The organism is Flavobacterium ammoniigenes (assembly GCF_020886055.1).
In the GTDB taxonomy this organism is placed as follows: Bacteria; Bacteroidota; Bacteroidia; order Flavobacteriales; family Flavobacteriaceae; genus Flavobacterium; species Flavobacterium ammoniigenes.
The window spans coordinates 307,583-325,769 of record NZ_AP025184.1; the positions used below are offsets into that span (position 1 = coordinate 307,583).

An 18,187-nucleotide genomic window follows, 5' to 3' on the forward strand; every position below is an offset into this window, starting at 1 on the left:
GCGGTTTCAATTCATTTGAAACCGCATTTTTTATATCTGTTACTTTTGAAAAAAATATAACATATTACTTCCTATTTGTAAATAGTAAACAAATTGAAACCCTATATTCAAAAAAATGAATATCTTGGCATTTGTATGTGTTTTACTAGTAAAACAATTCGCAAACTGATATTTAATATATTTGTTGCCAAATCAAAAGTCAATGAAAAACATTACTCTTAAAGAAATTGCAACTACCCTAGGAATTTCGATAACGACCGTTTCAAAGGCGTTAAAAGATTATTCTGATGTTAGTGAAAAAACTAAAAAAGCAGTCAAGGAATTGGCTGAGAATTTGAATTATACACCTAATAGTTTTGCCGTCAATTTAAGAACAAAAGAGTCCAAAACTATTGGTTTAATTATTCCTGAGGTTACTCACCACTTTTTTTCAAATATCATTAAATCAATAATTGATGCCGCTGAAAAAAATGGCTATTTAGTGATCATATTACAATCCAATGAAAGCCTAGAGTTAGAAAAAAAACAAGTCGATTTATTGATAAATAAAAGGGTTGATGGTATTTTAATTTCCTTGTCTAATGAATCCAATAACGATTCGCATATTCAAGACATATTGAATAGGAAAATTCCACTAGTTATGTTTGATAAAATTGCCAAACTTGCTAAATGTTCTAAAGTAGTCATTGACGATCAAAAAGCGGGATTTGATGCCACACAACACTTGATTGACAATGGTTGTAAAAAAATAGCCCATATTCGCGGTCCCCTTAATCCACAAAATTCAATAGATCGTTATTTAGGCTACAAAAAAGCATTAGAGTCCAACGGAATTCCATTTGATTCGAAATTAGTATACACCTGTGAAAAAGTAAACTTTGAAGAAGGACTGGAATTTACCAAACAATTATTTGAAGAACATCCAGATGTAGATGGGATTTTTGCAATAACTGACTTAGTAGCCGTTGGAGCATTAGCATATTGTAACGACCAAAAAATAAATGTCCCAAAGGATGTTAAAGTAATTGGTTTTAGCAACTGGTTCATGTCTCAAGTAATTACACCCAAATTAAGTACGGTAGAACAACCGAGTCACGAAATGGGTATTACGGCTTTTAACTTATTATTAGAAGAAATGGTAGCACGAAAAGAAGAATCAGAATACATTCCAAAAACCATAGAATTAGAAACTCAAATTATTGAAAGAGAGTCAAGTAGAAACTAATTGATTTATTTCAAAAATTGTATATTTCGTTTTAAACCCTCTAGTTTTGTTCTTTTCAAAGGCGAATCTTTGAATACTTTTTGAAAAGTTTCGGCTGTAATTTCTTCCCAATCTTGTTTGGAATACGAAAGCAGTTCCGGATTAGCTTGAAATAAGGGTTCGTTATGCGCTTTGGAAAAGCGGTTCCAAGGACACACATCTTGACATACATCGCAACCAAAAGCCCAATCATCCAATTTTCCTTTCATCTCTTCTGGAAGATTATCTTTCAATTCAATGGTGTAATAGGAAATGCATTTACTACCATCGACTTGATAAGGAGCAATTATCGCCTGAGTTGGACAAGCATCTAAACAAGCCGTACAACTGCCACAATGATCTGTTGTTGCAAAATCATATTCTAATTCCAAATCAATAATTAATTCGGCAATAAAATAAAATGAGCCCACTTTTTGGGTAATCAGATTGCTGTTTTTACCAATCCAACCCAAACCACTCTTCGCAGCCCAAGCTTTATCGAGAACTGGAGCAGAATCTACAAAAGCTCTTCCAGATACCGTTCCTATATGTTCTTGAATGCTAAATAATAATTCGTTAAGCTTCTCTTTGATTACAAAATGATAATCTTGGCCATAAGCGTATTTGGATATTTTATAGGAATCTTCTCTTTGCAATTCGGAAGGGTAATAATTCAGAAGCAAAGAAACAACACTTTTGGCACCGTCAACCAATAAGGTAGGGTCTAATCGCTTGTCAAAATGATTTTCCATGTAGGACATTTGACCATGACTATTGTTTTTAAGCCATTTTTCGAGTCGAGGAGCCTCTTTTTCTAAAAAACCAGCCTCAGATATACCACAAGACAAAAAACCAAGGCGTAAGGCCTCCGATTTAATGAATTGTGAATATTTTGATTTGGTAGTAATAAAAATAGAATTAAAACAATCCGCCTTGAATATTGGTTTTCAATTTGCCCAAATGTTTGTAGGCCTTATCAGTCACTTCTCGGCCACGAGGAGTACGCATGATAAATCCTTCTTGAATTAAGAAAGGTTCATAAACTTCTTCAATGGTTTCACTACTTTCTGAAACCGCAGTTGCCAGGGTAGTTAAACCAACTGGACCGCCTTTAAATTTATCGATAATGGTATTTAAAATTTTATTGTCCATTTCGTCCAAACCATGAGCGTCCACATTAAGCGCTTTTAAGGCGTATCTAGCAATTTCTATGTCAATTGTACCGTTACCCTTAATTTGTGCAAAATCACGCACTCTACGCAACAATGCGTTGGCTATACGAGGCGTGCCTCTACTTCGTCCAGCAATTTCAATGGCAGCTTCAAGGTCAATAGGCATTTTTAAAATACCAGCACTACGTTCAATAATGGTTGTCAAAAGCTCAGTAGTGTAATATTGTAAACGAGAGGAGATTCCAAAACGAGCACGCATTGGAGCAGTTAATAAACCTGAACGAGTAGTTGCTCCAATTAGCGTAAAAGGATTTAAATTAATTTGAACCGTTCTAGCGTTTGGACCAGATTCAATCATAATATCAATCTTGAAATCTTCCATAGCCGAATACAAATATTCTTCTACAATTGGACTCAAACGATGAATTTCATCGATAAATAAAACGTCTCGTTCTTCAAGATTAGTTAATAAACCCGCTAAATCTCCAGGTTTATCAAGAACAGGACCTGAAGTGATTTTGATTCCTACTTGCAATTCGTTAGCCAAAATATTAGCCAAAGTAGTTTTCCCTAAACCCGGAGGCCCATGAAATAAAGTATGGTCTAAAGCTTCATTGCGTTGATTCGCCGCTTCTACAAAAACCTTAAGATTTTCAAGAATTTGATCTTGTCCTGCAAAATCATCAAATGAAAGCGGTCTCAATCTTTTTTCAAGATCAAGTTCTTCTGGGTTGTAACCTTTTGTAGTGGGGTCTAAATTTTCGTTCATGAAACAAATATAGAGAAAGATTAGTAAGAAATAATCGTGCTAATAAAGTTGAAATAAAAAAGCCTCTACAATAGAGGCTTTTTTATATTAGTGATGTAAAACTTCTTCACCTGGTTTCATTGGAACATTCTGCGGTACAAAATCTTCATCATGAGCTGGATTACTGTAATCGTATGGCCATCTGTGTACTTCAGGAATTTCTCCTGGCCAGTTTCCGTGAATATGTTCAACAGGCGCAGTCCATTCTAACGTATTTGATTTCCATGGATTTTGTTCCGCTTTCTTTCCGTAAAAAATGCTTACAAAGAAATTGTATAAGAACACCAATTGGAAAGCTCCACCAATTAAAGCAAATGTTGTAATTAATACATTCACATTTTGTAAATCGTCAAATAATGGAAAGTTAGTATTCGTATAATAACGTCTCGGCAAACCAGCTAATCCAATAAAGTGCATTGGAAAGAAAACTCCATAAGCACAAACTGCTGTTACCCAAAAGTGAATATACCCTAAATTTTTGTTTAACATTCTTCCAAACATTCTTGGGAACCAGTGATAAATTCCAGCAAACATTCCATAAAGAGCAGAAATACCCATTACTAAGTGAAAGTGAGCTACAACAAAATACGTATCGTGAACATTAATATCCAAAGTACTATCTCCTAAAATAATACCAGTTAAACCACCAGTAATAAAAGTAGAAACCAATCCAATTGAAAACAACATGGCTGGATTAAACTGTAAATTTCCTTTCCACAAAGTAGTAATGTAGTTAAATGCTTTTACAGCAGATGGAATTGCAATCAACAAAGTAGTAAAGGTAAATACCGAACCCAAGAATGGATTCATACCCGATATAAACATATGGTGACCCCAAACTATAGTTGATAAAAATGCAATTGCTAAAATAGACATGATCATCGCTCTGTAACCAAAAATTGGTTTACGAGAACTAGTTGCGATAACTTCAGATGTAATACCTAAAGCTGGCAATAATACAATATATACCTCAGGGTGACCTAAGAACCAAAATAAATGTTCGAATAATACTGGTGATCCTCCTTGATAGTGAAGTACTTCTCCAGCAATATAAATATCAGACAAGAAAAATGAGGTTCCAAAACTTCTATCAAAAATCAACAATAAAGCTGCAGATAATAATACTGGGAAAGATACAATCCCAATGATAGCAGTCACAAAGAAAGCCCAAATAGTAAGAGGCAATCTTGTCATTGTCATACCTTTAGTACGCAAGTTAATAACGGTAACAACATAATTTAAAGATCCCATTAAAGAGGAAGCAATAAAAATAGCCATAGATACTAACCAAAGTGTCATACCGGTTCCTGAACCAGGAATCGCTTGTGGCAATGCACTTAAAGGAGGGTAGATTGTCCATCCTGAAGAGGCAGGTCCTGCTTCAACAAATAAAGAACAAACCATAATAACACTTGACAAGAAAAACAACCAATAGGAAATCATATTCATAAATCCTGACGCCATGTCTCGAGCACCAATTTGAAGTGGAATCAATAAATTACTGAAGGTACCACTCAAAGCAGCTGTCAAAACAAAGAAAACCATAATGGTTCCATGAATGGTAACCAAAGCCAGGTAAATATCATTAGCCATTACTCCATCTGGAGCAAATTTATCTCCTAATAAAATATTAAAAATTTTGAATGACTCCTCTGGCCATGCCAATTGCATTCTGAAAAGCAAAGACATTCCAACTCCAATAATTCCCATTACAATACCAGTTAATAAGTATTGTTTAGCAATCATTTTATGGTCAATACTAAAGATATACTTAGTAATGAAGGTTTCTTTATGATGATGATCGTGTTCGTGACCGTGTAAATCTGCTGACATATTTATATACTTTATAAATTTTTATTTAATTATTTCATTGCAACTTTAGAAGCAACAGTGTCTGAACTAACAGCTATAGAGTCTGAAGCAGAACCATCTGCAGCTGGAGCAGGTTCATTAGAAGCCTTCACTTCTTTAACCAAAGCCACTTTATCAGATAGCCAAGCTTTATATTCTTCAGGAGTGTCTACAACAATTTTCATCTGCATATTGTAATGGGAAGCTCCACAAATTTTATTACATAATAAAAGGTAATCAAAAGTGTAAGGATCTAAAGCAGTATTACCTGCAGCAACTAAATCAGCACTCTTCTTAGTTCTTAATTCATTAATTCTTGACACTTTTTCAACCATAAATGGTAACTCTCTATACTCGGCAGTAGTGTAAACAGGAGTAAAAGCAAACTGAGTAACCATACCAGGAACACAGTTCATCTGAGCTCTAAAGTGAGGCATGTAAGCTGAGTGCAATACATCTTGAGAACGAAGTTTAAAAAGTACTTTCTTTCCTTTTGGAATATGCAATTCAGAGGTTACAAAATCATCTTGTGCGTTAGGATCAGACAAATCCATACCAACAGCATTAACACCATCAATAAGTCTCACATTTGCTTTTCCTAAAACATTATCAGCACCTGCATAACGAGCAGTCCATTTAAATTGCTGGGCATACAATTCAATAACAATTACATCTTCGTCTTCATCAACAAACATAATATTATTCCATGCATACAAACCGTATAAAATCAAACCGGCTAATACTACTGCTGGAATCGAACTCCAAATAGCTTCTAACTTATTGTTATCAGCAAAAAAAGTTGCTTTTTGATCTTTTTTTCCTCTGTATTTAAAAGCAAAGAAATGCAATAAAACTTGAGTAACCGCTTGTACTATGAAAATTAAAACCCAAGTGATATTCATTAAAGTATCTACATCTGAACCATGCTCTGAAGCAGGAGTATGTAAGGGAAGATCGCCCCATCTAATTAAACCATAAATTGTAAAAATATAAATGAAAGCTAAAAAGCCAAACATCAAATATCCTTGAACATTGTTATCATTATCATTTGCAATTTGAGAATCATTCGTACTTGAATTACCTACTTGAGTTAAATCAAATATTTTGGTTAACTGCCAAATTGCTACAGCTAATAAAACTAAAACTATAATTACCAACAAACTTGTCATCTGTTTTTATTTAAATATTATTAATAATGAAAATGTTTACTCTCTTCAATAAATGGATTTCTTTTAGCCAATAAAGGAGCTTTAGTTAATGCTGTGAAAACAACATAAATAAACAACCCTAAGAAGAAAAGAACAGAAGCAATTTCAGATACTCCAATAAACCACTGGTCACCAACAGTACCCGGCATAATCATGTTGAAGAAATCAACATAGTGACCTAGTAAAATAACTGTTCCAGCCATCACCAATACCCAAGTAATTCTTTTGAAATCAGTATTGATTAAAATCAATAATGGAAATAAAAAGTTCATAACAACGGCTCCAAAAAATGGAAGGTTGTATAATTGGATTCTTGTTACGTAGTAGGTGATTTCTTCAGGAATGTCAGCATACCATATTAACATGAATTGTGAGAACCATAAATAAGTCCAGAATACACTAATTCCAAACATGAATTTAGCTAAATCATGGATATGACTAGTATTAACATGTTCTAAATAACCTTTTGATTTTAAATACAAAGTTATCATTGCAATCGTGGTAATACCACTCACAAAGAAACTTGCAAATACATACCATCCAAATAAAGTACTGAACCAGTGAGGATCAATTGACATAATCCAATCCCAAGACATAATTGATTCAGAAACGATGAAGAATACCAAAAATCCAGCAGATATTTTGAAGTTCTTTTTGTAATTCAAATTATCGTCCGCTTCATCTTGAGCTAAACAGTTTTTTCTTGAATAATAACGATATGCATTCCATCCTAACAAGAAAATAGCTGCTCTAACAATCCAAAATGGGAAATTCAAATATCCTGATTTACCAGCAATAATTGCATCATAATTAGCATTAGTAGGATCAGTAACACCTTCGCCTAACCAAACAAACAAATGATTGAAATGCAACCCAGATAACACCAAGAATAAAAAGAATACAACAGAACCTACAGGTAGGTAGGCTGTAATACCCTGCATTACTCTGAATAAAACTGGAGACCAACCAGCTTGAGCAACTTGTTGGATAGCATAAAATGCTAATGTTCCCATTGAAATTAACAAAAAGAAAATACAAGCAACATACAAAGCAGCCCATGGCTTATTTTGCAATTGATGCAACACATGAGTTAAATGTTCTTCATGTTCAGCATGAGCATCACCTTCATGCGTCTCAGTGCCTTCCTGTTTAACACCAGCATGAGATTCTGCTTTTACATCATGCGATGGATCAGCTTCATGTACCTCAGTGGCTTCCTGTTCTTTTTCAACAGATGCTTCCGATTTTGCCTCATGAGACTCAGTTGCTTCATGCTTAACAGCAGCATGACCACCATGAGTTTCAGCAGCCAAAAGTGCTTCTACTTCTTTTATATCTTTAGGAGCAGTATAAAAACCATAACCAATTCCTAAAAGACCTACAGCCATAAGGATTAGTGAAAAAGTTTTTAATTTACTTGAAAATGTATACATATCTTTTACGATCAGTTTGTTCAACAATTATATATTATAATTCGCTTTTAAGTTTAAGAACATAGTTAGCTACTAACCAACGTTCTTTAGCATCCAATTGATTGGCATGTGAACCCATGGAGTTTAAACCATAAGTAATTACATGAAAAATACTACCTTCTGTAATTGGTCTATCAGCATAACTTGGAACTCCAAGGAATTTTTCTCTTTCTACTAATTTCCCTTTACCATTTCCAGCAGCACCATGACAACTGATACAATAGATTTCGTAAAGTTCTTGTCCTTTTACAATGTCTTTTTGAATAGAATCTAAAGGAGATTTCAAATTAGCTTTTGCTAACTCATAACCAGCAGTTGAATTTTCATACTCATAAGGCTCAAACCCCCTATTTATTGTTCCAACAACTGGAAGTTGTCCTTCTTTCCCATCTTTAAAAGCTGCAGACTCAGAATAGGTTTCATAACCTACCGATTCGTACATGTTTGGAAAATACTGATAATTGGGTGCTGATTTATCATGACATGAAACCAAAGTGGTCATCCCAAACAAACACGCTATTTTAAATATATTTTTCATAACTAGGATTAATGCTTTTCAATTACTTTAACTTCTACAGCCCCAGTGTTCTCAAAAAATGAAACTAATTCTGCTTCATTATCATGAACAGCAACTTCCATCAAAAAATGGTCATCTGTAGTTCTAACATCTGGATTCTCTGCTTCTTTAAATGGCCATAATTTACTTCTCATATAAAAAGTAATTACCATTAAGTGTGCTGCAAAAAATACTGTTTCTTCAAACATAATTGGAACGAAAGCTGGCATGTTTTCGATATAACTAAAACTTGGCTTCCCACCAATATCTTGAGGCCAATCTTGAATCATAATGTAATTCATCATCCAAGTTCCAAATGAAATTCCGCACAACCCATACAAAAAAGCACAAATAGCTAAACGTGTTGGTGCCAATCCCATCGCTTTATCCAAACCGTGAACAGGAAATGGACTAAAAACTTCTTCGATATGATAATGAGCTGCACGTGTTTTTTTAACGGCATCCATTAATACATCATCGTCATTATAAATGGCGTATATTATTTTATTACTCATGGTGTGACTCTTTATTTGCTCTTTCTCTAATATAATTATCTCCAGTTGCTTTTAATATTGTTTTAACCTCTGCTTGTGCAATTACAGGGAATGTTCTAGCATACAATAAAAACAATACAAAGAAGAAACCGATTGTTCCAATGAAAATTCCAATGTCAACAAATGTTGGCGAGAACATCGTCCAAGAAGATGGAAGATAATCTCTGTGTAATGAAGTAACGATAATTACGAAACGTTCAAACCACATACCAATATTAACGACAATTGAGATGATAAATGAGAACATAATACTTGTTCTTAATTTTTTAAACCACATGAATTGAGGAGAAAATACGTTACAAGTCATCATAGACCAGTAAGCCCACCAGTAAGGTCCTGTTGCTCTGTTCAAGAAAGCATATTGCTCGTATTCAACACCTGAATACCAAGCCACAAATAATTCAGTGATGTAAGCAACTCCAACAATAGAACCTGTGATCATGATTACAATGTTCATTAACTCAATATGTTGAACAGTAATGTAGGCTTCTAAATTAGATACTTTTCTCATAATAATAAGCAAGGTATTAACCATTGCAAATCCAGAGAATACCGCTCCTGCAACAAAGTATGGAGGGAAAATGGTAGTATGCCATCCTGGAATTACTGAAGTAGCAAAGTCCATCGATACAATAGTGTGTACAGAAAGTACTAAAGGAGTAGCTAAACCTGCAAGAACTAAAGAAACTTCTTCAAAACGTTGCCAATCTTTAGCTCTTCCACTCCATCCAAAACTCAGAATAGAATAAATTCTTTTGTGAAAAGGAGTAATCGCTCTATCTCTTAACATCGCAAAATCAGGCAATAATCCAGTCCACCAGAAAACTAATGATACAGAAAGATAGGTAGAAATTGCAAATACGTCCCATAATAAAGGAGAGTTAAAGTTTACCCAAAGAGACCCAAATTGATTTGGAATTGGTAACACCCAGTAAGCTAACCAAGGACGTCCCATGTGAATAATTGGAAACAAACCAGCTTGAATTACAGAAAAAATAGTCATTGCTTCTGCAGAACGGTTAATGGCCATTCTCCAACGTTGACGGAAAAGTAATAATACTGCAGAAATCAAAGTTCCTGCGTGACCAATACCTACCCACCAAACGAAGTTAGTGATATCCCAAGCCCAGCCCACGGTTTTATTTAATCCCCATGTTCCGATTCCTGTAGATACAGTATAGATAATACAGCCTAATCCCCAAAGGAACGCTGTTAATGCGATTGAAAACACAATCCACCAATGTTTGTTAGCTTTACCTTCAACAGGAGCTGCAACATCTACTGTTACATCGTGATAAGATTTATCACCAATAACTAAAGGTTTTCTAATGCTTGATTCGTAGTGAGACGACATAATCCTTTATCTTGTTTCTTAATTAATATTTTATACTAGGTGTTTCTAACTTTAACGTGATAAATCACATTTGGCTTAGTTCCTACATGCTCTAATAAATGGTACATTCTATCATCAGCAGCTAATTTAGTTACTTTTGCTTCAGCATCATTTACATCTCCAAATACCATTGCTCCAGTAGCACAAGCATTTGAACAAGCGGTTTGGAATTCACCATCTTTAATTGCTCTACCCTCTTTTTTAGCTTTAAGAATTGTTGCTTGGGTCATTTGAAGACACATAGAACATTTTTCCATAACTCCACGAGAACGAACATTCACGTCTGGGTTCAATACCATACGACCTAAATCATCATTCATATGATAATCAAACTCGCTGTTTTGACTGTATAAGAACCAGTTGAAACGACGCACTTTATACGGACAGTTGTTAGCACAGTAACGAGTTCCAACACATCTGTTGTACGCCATGTTATTTTGACCTTGACGACCGTGAGAAGTAGCCGCAACAGGACAAACAGTTTCACAAGGTGCGTGGTTACAGTGTTGACACATAACTGGTTGGAAAGCCACTTGAGGATTATCTCCTGCTTTTTCCATTTCGTTAAATGTTGACAATGAACTTGACAAACCTGCAATGTTTTCTTTTCTTTCGTTATCCCCTTCAAAAGTACTTTCAGAAGAATAATATCTATCAATACGCAACCAGTGCATATCTCTACTTCTTCTAACTTCTGCTTTACCAACTACAGGAACATTATTCTCTGCATGACAAGCGATAACACAAGCACCACAACCAGTACAAGCATTTAAATCGATAGAAAGATTAAAGTGATGTCCAATTGAACGATCAAATGAATCCCATAAATCAACTTTAGTAGACTCTACTTCTTTGTGATCCAAAGATACCATAGGAACTTCATTCCATTCTTTAGCATCTTTAGTGTTGAATATTTCTAAGGTAGTTTCTTTAATAATATCGCCTCTTCCCATTAAGGTTTTTTGACCTTGAACACAAGCAAACTCATGCTCTCCATCAGCTTTCGCTATAGAAACGGATTGCACATTATTAAACCCTTTATATAAAGCGTAAGCATTAATACCTACTGACATTTCTTCTTTTAAAGCCGCTTTACGACCATATCCTAAAGCCAAACCTACAGTTCCAACCGCTTGACCTGGTTGAACAATTACAGGTACATTTTCTAATTTTGTACCCTCTGTAGTTGTAATAGTTGCATAACTACCATTTAAACCTCCATTAGCAACAATTTCATTGGTTAATCCTAATTTTTTAGCATCAGCATTAGAAACTGTAACATAGTTATCCCAAGAAACTCTTGTTATTGGATCTGGAAATTCTTGCAACCAAGGATTGTTAGCTTGTTGACCATCACCTAAACCAGTTTTAGTGTATAAAACCAATTCAAATGCTTCAGCAGCTTTTGATTTTGATAAAGCAGATGCTGCAGCAGCATAATCAGCTGAACCTGCAGACGCAGTTGGAATAGCTCCAACAAACACACCATCGTGTAACACTTTATTCCAAGAAGAACCTGCAATTATAGTAGCAGCTGTTCCTTTGATATAATCGTAATAAGTTCCAGCATTACCATTCAACGACAATAAAACATCTTGAAATTGTTTGGTATTAAATAAAGGACGGATTGTAGGCTGAGTAAGACTGTAAGTTCCTTTAGTCAAGCTTAAATCATTCCAAGATTCTAAATAATGAGGAACTGGTGCAGCGATTGTAGCAACTGAAGCCGTTTCATCTTCTTTCAAAGAGAAAGCAACTGAAGTAGTTACTTTTTTAAGTCCTTCTACAAAAGAAGCACTATCTGCCAATGTATAAACTGGATTAACGCCACTCATAATTAATGTATGAACGCTACCTGCTTTCATTTCATTAATCAATTGAGCTACTTTCTCGTTTGATCCTTTTCTAATTTGTCTTGTTCCAGAAGTAGTAAAAGCTTCACTAGCCAATTTTTGGTTGATTGCTAATACTAATAATTGAGCATTTTTATCTTGAATTCCAGATACCAATACTCCTTTTGAACCAGCAGCTTTCAATTGTTGTGCTGCTTTAGTTACTTCTGATTTGTATTGATCTTCTAAATTCACCGCAACAGAGGATCCTGTTACAACATTATATATATGTACTAATGCTTGTTTTTGATTAGCAGTTGACATTGGTAAACGCTTGTCAGCAGCCGCTCCAGATAAAGTCATATTCGCTTCCAATTGGAAGTGACGAGACATTTTACCGTTATTAGGAATTCTACCTTGAGCATAACCGGCTCCATAACCTCCACCTTGCCAATCTCCAAGGATATCTGCTCCAACAGAAACGATTAAAGAAGCTTTAGCAAAATCGTAGTCCACTAAGGCTCTTTCACCATATACTGTTTCAAAAGCATCCAATGCTTCTGAAGAGGAAACTGCATCGTAAACAACATGTTTTGCATTTGGATTTTTAGCGATAAATTCACCGATCAACTTTTCAGTTGAAGGACTCGCTAAAGTATTTGTTAATACAACTACTTGACCTCCTTTTGCTTTAGCTTCTACAATGCTTGATGCAATTTTAGCATTCACATCTGACCAACTTGCATTAGCTCCAGCGATTTTTGGTTCTTTCAAACGCATACTATCGTACAACGACAAGATAGACGCATGAACTCTAGCATTCGCAGAAAATTTTGCTCCAGCAATAGCATTGTTATCAATTTTAATTGGACGACCTTCACGTGTTTTTACTAATAAATTAGCAAAATCGAAACCGTCAAAAACAGTTGTCGCATAATAGTCTGCTACACCAGGAATAATTTGTTCCGGTTGCAACACATAAGGTATTGATTTATGAACAGGACCTTCACATGCAGCAAGAGTTGCAGCAGCTGTACTAAATCCAACGTACTTTAAAAAGTCACGACGTGTTGTAGAAGAGGATAATGAATCACTATTTCCTAAAAATTCATCTGTAGGAATTTCTTCAACGAATTCGTTATTTTTAAGCGCCTCAACAATAGAACTATTTCCGTCTAGTTCCTCAACACTTTTCCAGTATTTTTTGTTTGATGACATATATAAATATTAAAAACTTAATAATTTGATTAATAGTGACATTTACCACATTCTAAACCTCCCATTTGAGCAGCAGTCAATTTGTCTACGCCATATTTTTTAGAAAGTTGTTCGTGGATTTTAGTGTAATATTCATTACCCTCCATTTTAACATCGGTCTTACGGTGACAATCAATACACCATCCCATAGTTAAAGGAGCAAACTGTTTTTGAATTTCATATTCCTCCACAGGACCGTGACAAGTTTGACATTCCACACCAGCAACAGTTACGTGTTGTGAGTGATTGAAGTATACAAAGTCAGGTAAATTGTGAATACGAACCCATTTAACAGGTTGTGTTTTTCCAGTATACGATTGAGTTGTTTTATCCCAACCCACAGCAGTGTATAATTTTTGGATTTGCTCATCATAAAAAGCTTTGCTGTACTCTGGAGTAGCAGTGGTTTCAGCAACCTCAGCAATGTTTTTATGACAGTTCATACAAACATTTAATGATGGAATACCAGCATTTTTACTAACTCTAGCTGCAGAGTGACAGTATTTACAATTGATTTCATTATCTCCAGCATGAATTCTGTGAGAATAATGAATAGGTTGAATTGGAGAATATTCTTGATCAACACCTACTTGCATTAAGAAACCATACACTAAATAAGCACCAGACAACAATAAGAATATTGCTGTTACCAATACTAAAAATTGATTCTTAACAAATGCTTTCCATATAGGAGTAGTTGGTTGTTTAGGAGCTACTTCAATATTGTTAGCTTTAGCCACTTTACGTAATACGTTGTTTACTAAAAACAACATTACTACTAACATCGCCATCACCAATGCCAAGGCTCCTAAAATAATAGTATTGGTTATTCCACCTTCAGCTTGCGGTGCAGCTCCCTCAGTTCCAGGAACAGCGGCAGCAGTAGCAGCAGGCGCTTCTTCTTTTGGAGTAGAAGTATATGCAATTATATTATCAATGTCTGCTTCTGATAATTGTGGAAAAGCAGTCATCACTGCTTTATTATTTTCTTCAAAAACTTTTACAGCAGCTGCGTCTCCAGATTTAATTAAATCAGAACTGTTGTGAACCCACTTGTAGATCCACGACATCTCATATTTAGCAGCTATCCCTCTTAAAGCAGGACCAGTAGCTTTGGCATCTAGTTTGTGACATGCCGCACAATTTGCATTGAAAAGCTCTTTTCCAACTACAGGATCGCCTCCAGTTGTAGCAGTCGGAGCGGCTGCAGCTGCATCAGCCGCAGGAGCAGCTTCTTGAGCAAATGAAGTTAAAGAGAAAGTTAGCATTAATGCTAAGCAGAAATATAATTTCCTTACGATCGAATTATGGTTACCCATCTTTTTCATATAGTATAATGATTATCTACTAAAATTAGTTTTGCTTTTGCTCCAAACATTGTTTAGAAAAAACAAATACATTCTTTTAAAACTTGCACAAAAATACGACTTAAGAACTATTCTCAAAACCTTAAAATAGTCTTAAATTCAATTTATATTAATTCTAAATAATATTTACCTTTAGTATTCTCTTTGTAAATATTACTTTTGTATAAAAACGATCACATTATGAGAATTTTAACACTTTGCCATTGGGTTTTACTACCCATTCTGGTTGCTTTACCAACTAGTTCTGTATTAGGCCAAAACGTCAAAAATAGTCCTAAAAACGAGTCAAAATTCGAACAATTACTCGCCGAAAAACGAAAATTAAATAACGTTATAACTTCAAACGACAGATATAAAATTCAGATTTTTAGTGGCGAAAATGAAAAAGCAAAAAAAACAATATTGCAATTCAAACAAGAATTTAACGACATAGAAGCTACTATAGTTTTCAATACCCCAAATTATAGAGTATGGGTTGGTAATTTCAAAACCCGAATGGAAGCCGAAAGATATTTTACAGAGATCAAAAAGAAATACAAAAACCTACTTTTAATAAAACCTACAAAATAAAGTACACAACAAGTCAAAAAAAAATCCCGAATAAATCGGGATTTTTTTTTGAATTTTATTTCAATTTCTTTTTGATAGCTACTTCATGGTAAGCCTCAATAACATCTCTTTCTTCGATATCATTGTATCCTTTGATTTGAATACCACAATCGTATCCTTTAGTCACTTCTTTCACATCGTCTTTGAAACGTTTTAAAGCAACTAATTCGCCATCAAATACAACAACTCCTTCTCTAACTACACGAACCTTAGCGTTTCTTGTAATTTTACCATCCATCACCATACATCCTGCAATAGATCCAACTTTAGAGATTTTAAATATCTCTCTGATTTCAGCTGTACCCAATACTTCTTCTTTCATTTCTGGCGCTAACATTCCTTCCATAGCATCTTTCAAGTCATCAATAGCTGCATAGATAATAGAGTAATAGCGGATATCAATTTCTTCTTTATCAGCTAACTGTCTTGCATTTCCTGCAGGGCGAACATTAAATCCGATAATAATTGCATCAGAAGCAGAAGCTAACATAACGTCAGTCTCCGTGATTGCACCCACTCCTTTGTGGATAATATTAATTTGAACTTCTTCCGTAGATAGTTTAGAGAACGAATCAGACAATGCCTCAACAGAACCGTCAACATCTCCTTTAAGAATTACGTTCAATTCTTTAAATTGACCTAGTGCGATTCGTCGTCCAATTTCATCCAATGTAATATGTCGTTGCGTTCTTACTGATTGCTCGCGCATCAATTGAGAACGTTTTGAAGCAATTTGTTTGGCTTCTTTTTCATCTTCAAAAATATTGAATTTATCACCCGCTGTAGCTGCTCCATCCAAACCTAAAACAGATACTGGAGTTGAAGGTCCTGCTTCGATTACTACATGACCGCGTTCATCATGCATGGCTTTAATTTTACCATGATGTTTACCTGCCAACATATAATCTCCAATTCTCAATGTTCCGTGTTGAACTAATAAAGTAGAAACATATCCTTTACCTTTATCCAAGAAGGCTTCTACAACAGTCCCTTGAGCTGCTTTATTTGGATTTGATTTTAAATCTAAAATTTCAGCTTCAAGCAATACCTTTTCAAGTAATTCTTTGACACCTAATCCAGTTTTTGCAGAAATATCATGGGATTGAATTTTACCACCCCAATCTTCAACTAATAAATTCATACCAGCTAATCTTTCTTTAATCTTATCTGGATTAGCATTTGGCTTATCTACTTTATTGATTGCGAAAATAATTGGAACACCCGCCGCTTGAGCGTGACTAATAGCCTCTTTTGTTTGTGGCATAATGTCGTCATCGGCAGCAATTACAATAATAGCGATATCGGTAACTTGAGCTCCACGAGCACGCATTGCCGTAAAGGCTTCGTGACCTGGTGTATCTAAAAAGGCAATTTTTTGTCCGTTATCTAAGGTTACACCATAAGCACCAATGTGCTGTGTGATTCCTCCAGACTCTCCTGCTATAACATTTTCTTTACGAATGTAATCCAATAAAGAGGTTTTACCGTGATCTACGTGTCCCATTACCGTTACAATTGGCGCTCTGAACATTAAATCTTCTTCTTTATCTTCAACAACTTGTATTGCTTCTTCAATATCTACAGTTATGAATTCTACTTCGTAACCAAATTCATCCGCAACAATAGTTAATGTTTCAGCATCCAAACGCTGATTCATCGTAACCATAATTCCTAGTGACATACAGGTACCAATTACTTTAGTAATAGGCACATCCATCATAATAGCGATTTCACCAACAGTAACAAATTCAGTAACTTTAATTGTTTTACTTCCTTCGTCTAATGCTCTTTGTTCTTCATCTGATTTTTGACGGTGTGTATCTCTTTTATCTCTTCTGTATTTGGCAGCTTTAGATTTACCCCCTTTACCTTGAAGTTTTTCAAGAGTCTCACGAATTTGATTTTTAACTTCTTCTTCCGTAGGTTCTACTTTTGCAACAATAGCAGGTCTATTTCCTTTTACAAAACCAGGTTTAGCGCTTCTATTTGCATTGTAACCCCCTCCAGCATTAGGAGTTATTTTATTTGGATTTGGAGCTCCTGGCTCACCTGGAGTAGATGGCTTGGCTACAATTCTTTTTCTTTTATTTTTTCCAGCATTAGCTCCAGCTCCTATTGCACCCGGTGCACCTGGTTTATTAGGAGTTATTTTTGGATCTTCTTTTTTCTTTTTAGGTTTATTGAACTGAGACAAATCAATAGTTTGACCTGTCAATGTTGCGCCTGATAATTTCTGATATTGAGTAGTAATCGTTTCGTCTATTGGAGCATCGTCTGAATTACCTTCGGTGGTTGCCTCCGGAGCGACTACTTTTTTCTCCTGTTTAGGAGCCACCTCAACAACAGGTTTTACTTCTTTTTTGTCTGAAACTGGTTTTTCCGAAGGAGTATCTTGAGGAACGCTTTGGGTTTTACCTTCTGTAGGAGCAGCTTTTTTTGGATTGAGTTCAATTTTTCCAACTTGAATCGGACCTGTCACTACTGCTTTCGCTTTAATAACTTCTTGGCGTTCTTCTTCTTGTTTGCGTTTTTCCTCAATTTCAAGCTCACGTTGGATACGTAATGCTTCTTTTTCTTTTCTTTTCTCTTCTCCTACTTCTTTAGAAGCCTCTTTATTCCCCTTATCGCCCGCAAATTGACTTTGTAGGATACCAAACTCACGTTCAGAAATTTTAGCATTTGGATTTGCATCAATAGCAATTCCTTTATCCTTAAGATAATCTACTGCTCTTTCTAACGAAATGTTTAATTCCCTTAAAACCTTGTTAATTCTTATTACTCTCTCTTCAGACATAAAACCTTTTTATTATTATCTTTTTATTGTATTTCTTAATTTATAAAAATTAAGATGCGTATTCCAGAATT

Annotated in this window: 13 protein-coding genes; 2 read left to right on the plus strand and 11 right to left on the minus strand. The window is 35.0% G+C overall.

What is annotated here, in order from left to right:
• Positions 1–202 precede the first annotated feature (202 nt).
• Positions 203–1,225, plus strand: a complete 1,023-nt coding sequence (locus tag LPC21_RS01320; RefSeq protein ID WP_229317645.1) for a LacI family DNA-binding transcriptional regulator — start codon at positions 203–205, stop codon at positions 1,223–1,225.
• Between the two features lie 5 nt (positions 1,226–1,230).
• Here the strand turns inward: LPC21_RS01320 and queG are convergent, their stop codons facing one another.
• The 10 genes from queG to LPC21_RS01370 form a co-directional block, all read right to left on the minus strand.
• Positions 1,231–2,151: a tRNA epoxyqueuosine(34) reductase QueG gene (gene queG / locus LPC21_RS01325; protein WP_229318598.1), complete on the minus strand. Its 921-nt coding sequence runs from the start codon at positions 2,149–2,151 to the stop codon at positions 1,231–1,233.
• Positions 2,152–2,161: 10 nt separating this feature from the next.
• Positions 2,162–3,184, minus strand: a complete 1,023-nt coding sequence (gene ruvB / locus LPC21_RS01330; RefSeq protein WP_229317647.1) for a Holliday junction branch migration DNA helicase RuvB — start codon at positions 3,182–3,184, stop codon at positions 2,162–2,164.
• Between the two features lie 87 nt (positions 3,185–3,271).
• A complete protein-coding gene (locus LPC21_RS01335) occupies positions 3,272–5,056 on the minus strand; it encodes a cytochrome c oxidase subunit I (RefSeq protein WP_229317648.1) in 1,785 nt (594 codons plus the stop codon).
• A gap of 29 nt (positions 5,057–5,085) precedes the next feature.
• On the minus strand, positions 5,086–6,243 hold the full coding sequence (locus LPC21_RS01340) for a cytochrome c oxidase subunit II (RefSeq protein WP_229317649.1): 1,158 nt from the start codon (positions 6,241–6,243) through the stop codon (positions 5,086–5,088).
• A 20-nt stretch (positions 6,244–6,263) separates the two neighbouring features.
• Complete coding sequence (locus LPC21_RS01345; RefSeq protein WP_229317650.1) at positions 6,264–7,715, minus strand: quinol:cytochrome C oxidoreductase; 1,452 nt, start codon at positions 7,713–7,715, stop codon at positions 6,264–6,266.
• Positions 7,716–7,749: 34 nt separating this feature from the next.
• Positions 7,750–8,292 (minus strand): c-type cytochrome, encoded by a 543-nt coding sequence (locus tag LPC21_RS01350; RefSeq protein WP_229317651.1) that lies wholly within the window; start codon positions 8,290–8,292, stop codon positions 7,750–7,752.
• A gap of 8 nt (positions 8,293–8,300) precedes the next feature.
• A complete protein-coding gene (locus LPC21_RS01355) occupies positions 8,301–8,825 on the minus strand; it encodes a DUF3341 domain-containing protein (protein ID WP_229317652.1) in 525 nt (174 codons plus the stop codon).
• Positions 8,818–10,218: an NrfD/PsrC family molybdoenzyme membrane anchor subunit gene (gene nrfD / locus LPC21_RS01360; RefSeq protein WP_229317653.1), complete on the minus strand. Its 1,401-nt coding sequence runs from the start codon at positions 10,216–10,218 to the stop codon at positions 8,818–8,820. Before nrfD ends, LPC21_RS01355 begins: the two co-directional genes overlap by 8 nt.
• A 35-nt stretch (positions 10,219–10,253) precedes the next feature.
• Complete coding sequence (locus tag LPC21_RS01365) at positions 10,254–13,307, minus strand: TAT-variant-translocated molybdopterin oxidoreductase (protein ID WP_229317654.1); 3,054 nt, start codon at positions 13,305–13,307, stop codon at positions 10,254–10,256.
• Between the two features lie 29 nt (positions 13,308–13,336).
• On the minus strand, positions 13,337–14,674 hold the full coding sequence (locus LPC21_RS01370; RefSeq protein WP_229317655.1) for a c-type cytochrome: 1,338 nt from the start codon (positions 14,672–14,674) through the stop codon (positions 13,337–13,339).
• 219 nt (positions 14,675–14,893) lie between these two features.
• On the opposite strand from LPC21_RS01370, the gene LPC21_RS01375 reads away from it, so the two are divergent.
• A complete protein-coding gene (locus LPC21_RS01375; protein ID WP_229317657.1) occupies positions 14,894–15,283 on the plus strand; it encodes an SPOR domain-containing protein in 390 nt (129 codons plus the stop codon).
• 55 nt (positions 15,284–15,338) lie between these two features.
• On the opposite strand, the gene infB is transcribed toward LPC21_RS01375, so the two are convergent.
• Complete coding sequence (gene infB, locus LPC21_RS01380) at positions 15,339–18,116, minus strand: translation initiation factor IF-2 (RefSeq protein WP_229317660.1); 2,778 nt, start codon at positions 18,114–18,116, stop codon at positions 15,339–15,341.
• Positions 18,117–18,187: the final 71 nt, after the last annotated feature.

Coding starts and splice junctions, on each gene's coding strand:
- LPC21_RS01355 (WP_229317652.1), bottom strand. CDS start 8,825: ATGAGTAATAAAATAATATACGCCATTTATAATGACGATGATGTATTA.
- LPC21_RS01375 (WP_229317657.1), top strand. CDS start 14,894: ATGAGAATTTTAACACTTTGCCATTGGGTTTTACTACCCATTCTGGTT.
- LPC21_RS01320 (WP_229317645.1), top strand. CDS start 203: ATGAAAAACATTACTCTTAAAGAAATTGCAACTACCCTAGGAATTTCG.
- LPC21_RS01345 (WP_229317650.1), bottom strand. CDS start 7,715: ATGTATACATTTTCAAGTAAATTAAAAACTTTTTCACTAATCCTTATG.
- LPC21_RS01350 (WP_229317651.1), bottom strand. CDS start 8,292: ATGAAAAATATATTTAAAATAGCGTGTTTGTTTGGGATGACCACTTTG.
- LPC21_RS01340 (WP_229317649.1), bottom strand. CDS start 6,243: ATGACAAGTTTGTTGGTAATTATAGTTTTAGTTTTATTAGCTGTAGCA.
- infB (WP_229317660.1), bottom strand. CDS start 18,116: ATGTCTGAAGAGAGAGTAATAAGAATTAACAAGGTTTTAAGGGAATTA.
- LPC21_RS01370 (WP_229317655.1), bottom strand. CDS start 14,674: ATGAAAAAGATGGGTAACCATAATTCGATCGTAAGGAAATTATATTTC.
- LPC21_RS01365 (WP_229317654.1), bottom strand. CDS start 13,307: ATGTCATCAAACAAAAAATACTGGAAAAGTGTTGAGGAACTAGACGGA.
- LPC21_RS01335 (WP_229317648.1), bottom strand. CDS start 5,056: ATGTCAGCAGATTTACACGGTCACGAACACGATCATCATCATAAAGAA.
- ruvB (WP_229317647.1), bottom strand. CDS start 3,184: ATGAACGAAAATTTAGACCCCACTACAAAAGGTTACAACCCAGAAGAA.
- nrfD (WP_229317653.1), bottom strand. CDS start 10,218: ATGTCGTCTCACTACGAATCAAGCATTAGAAAACCTTTAGTTATTGGT.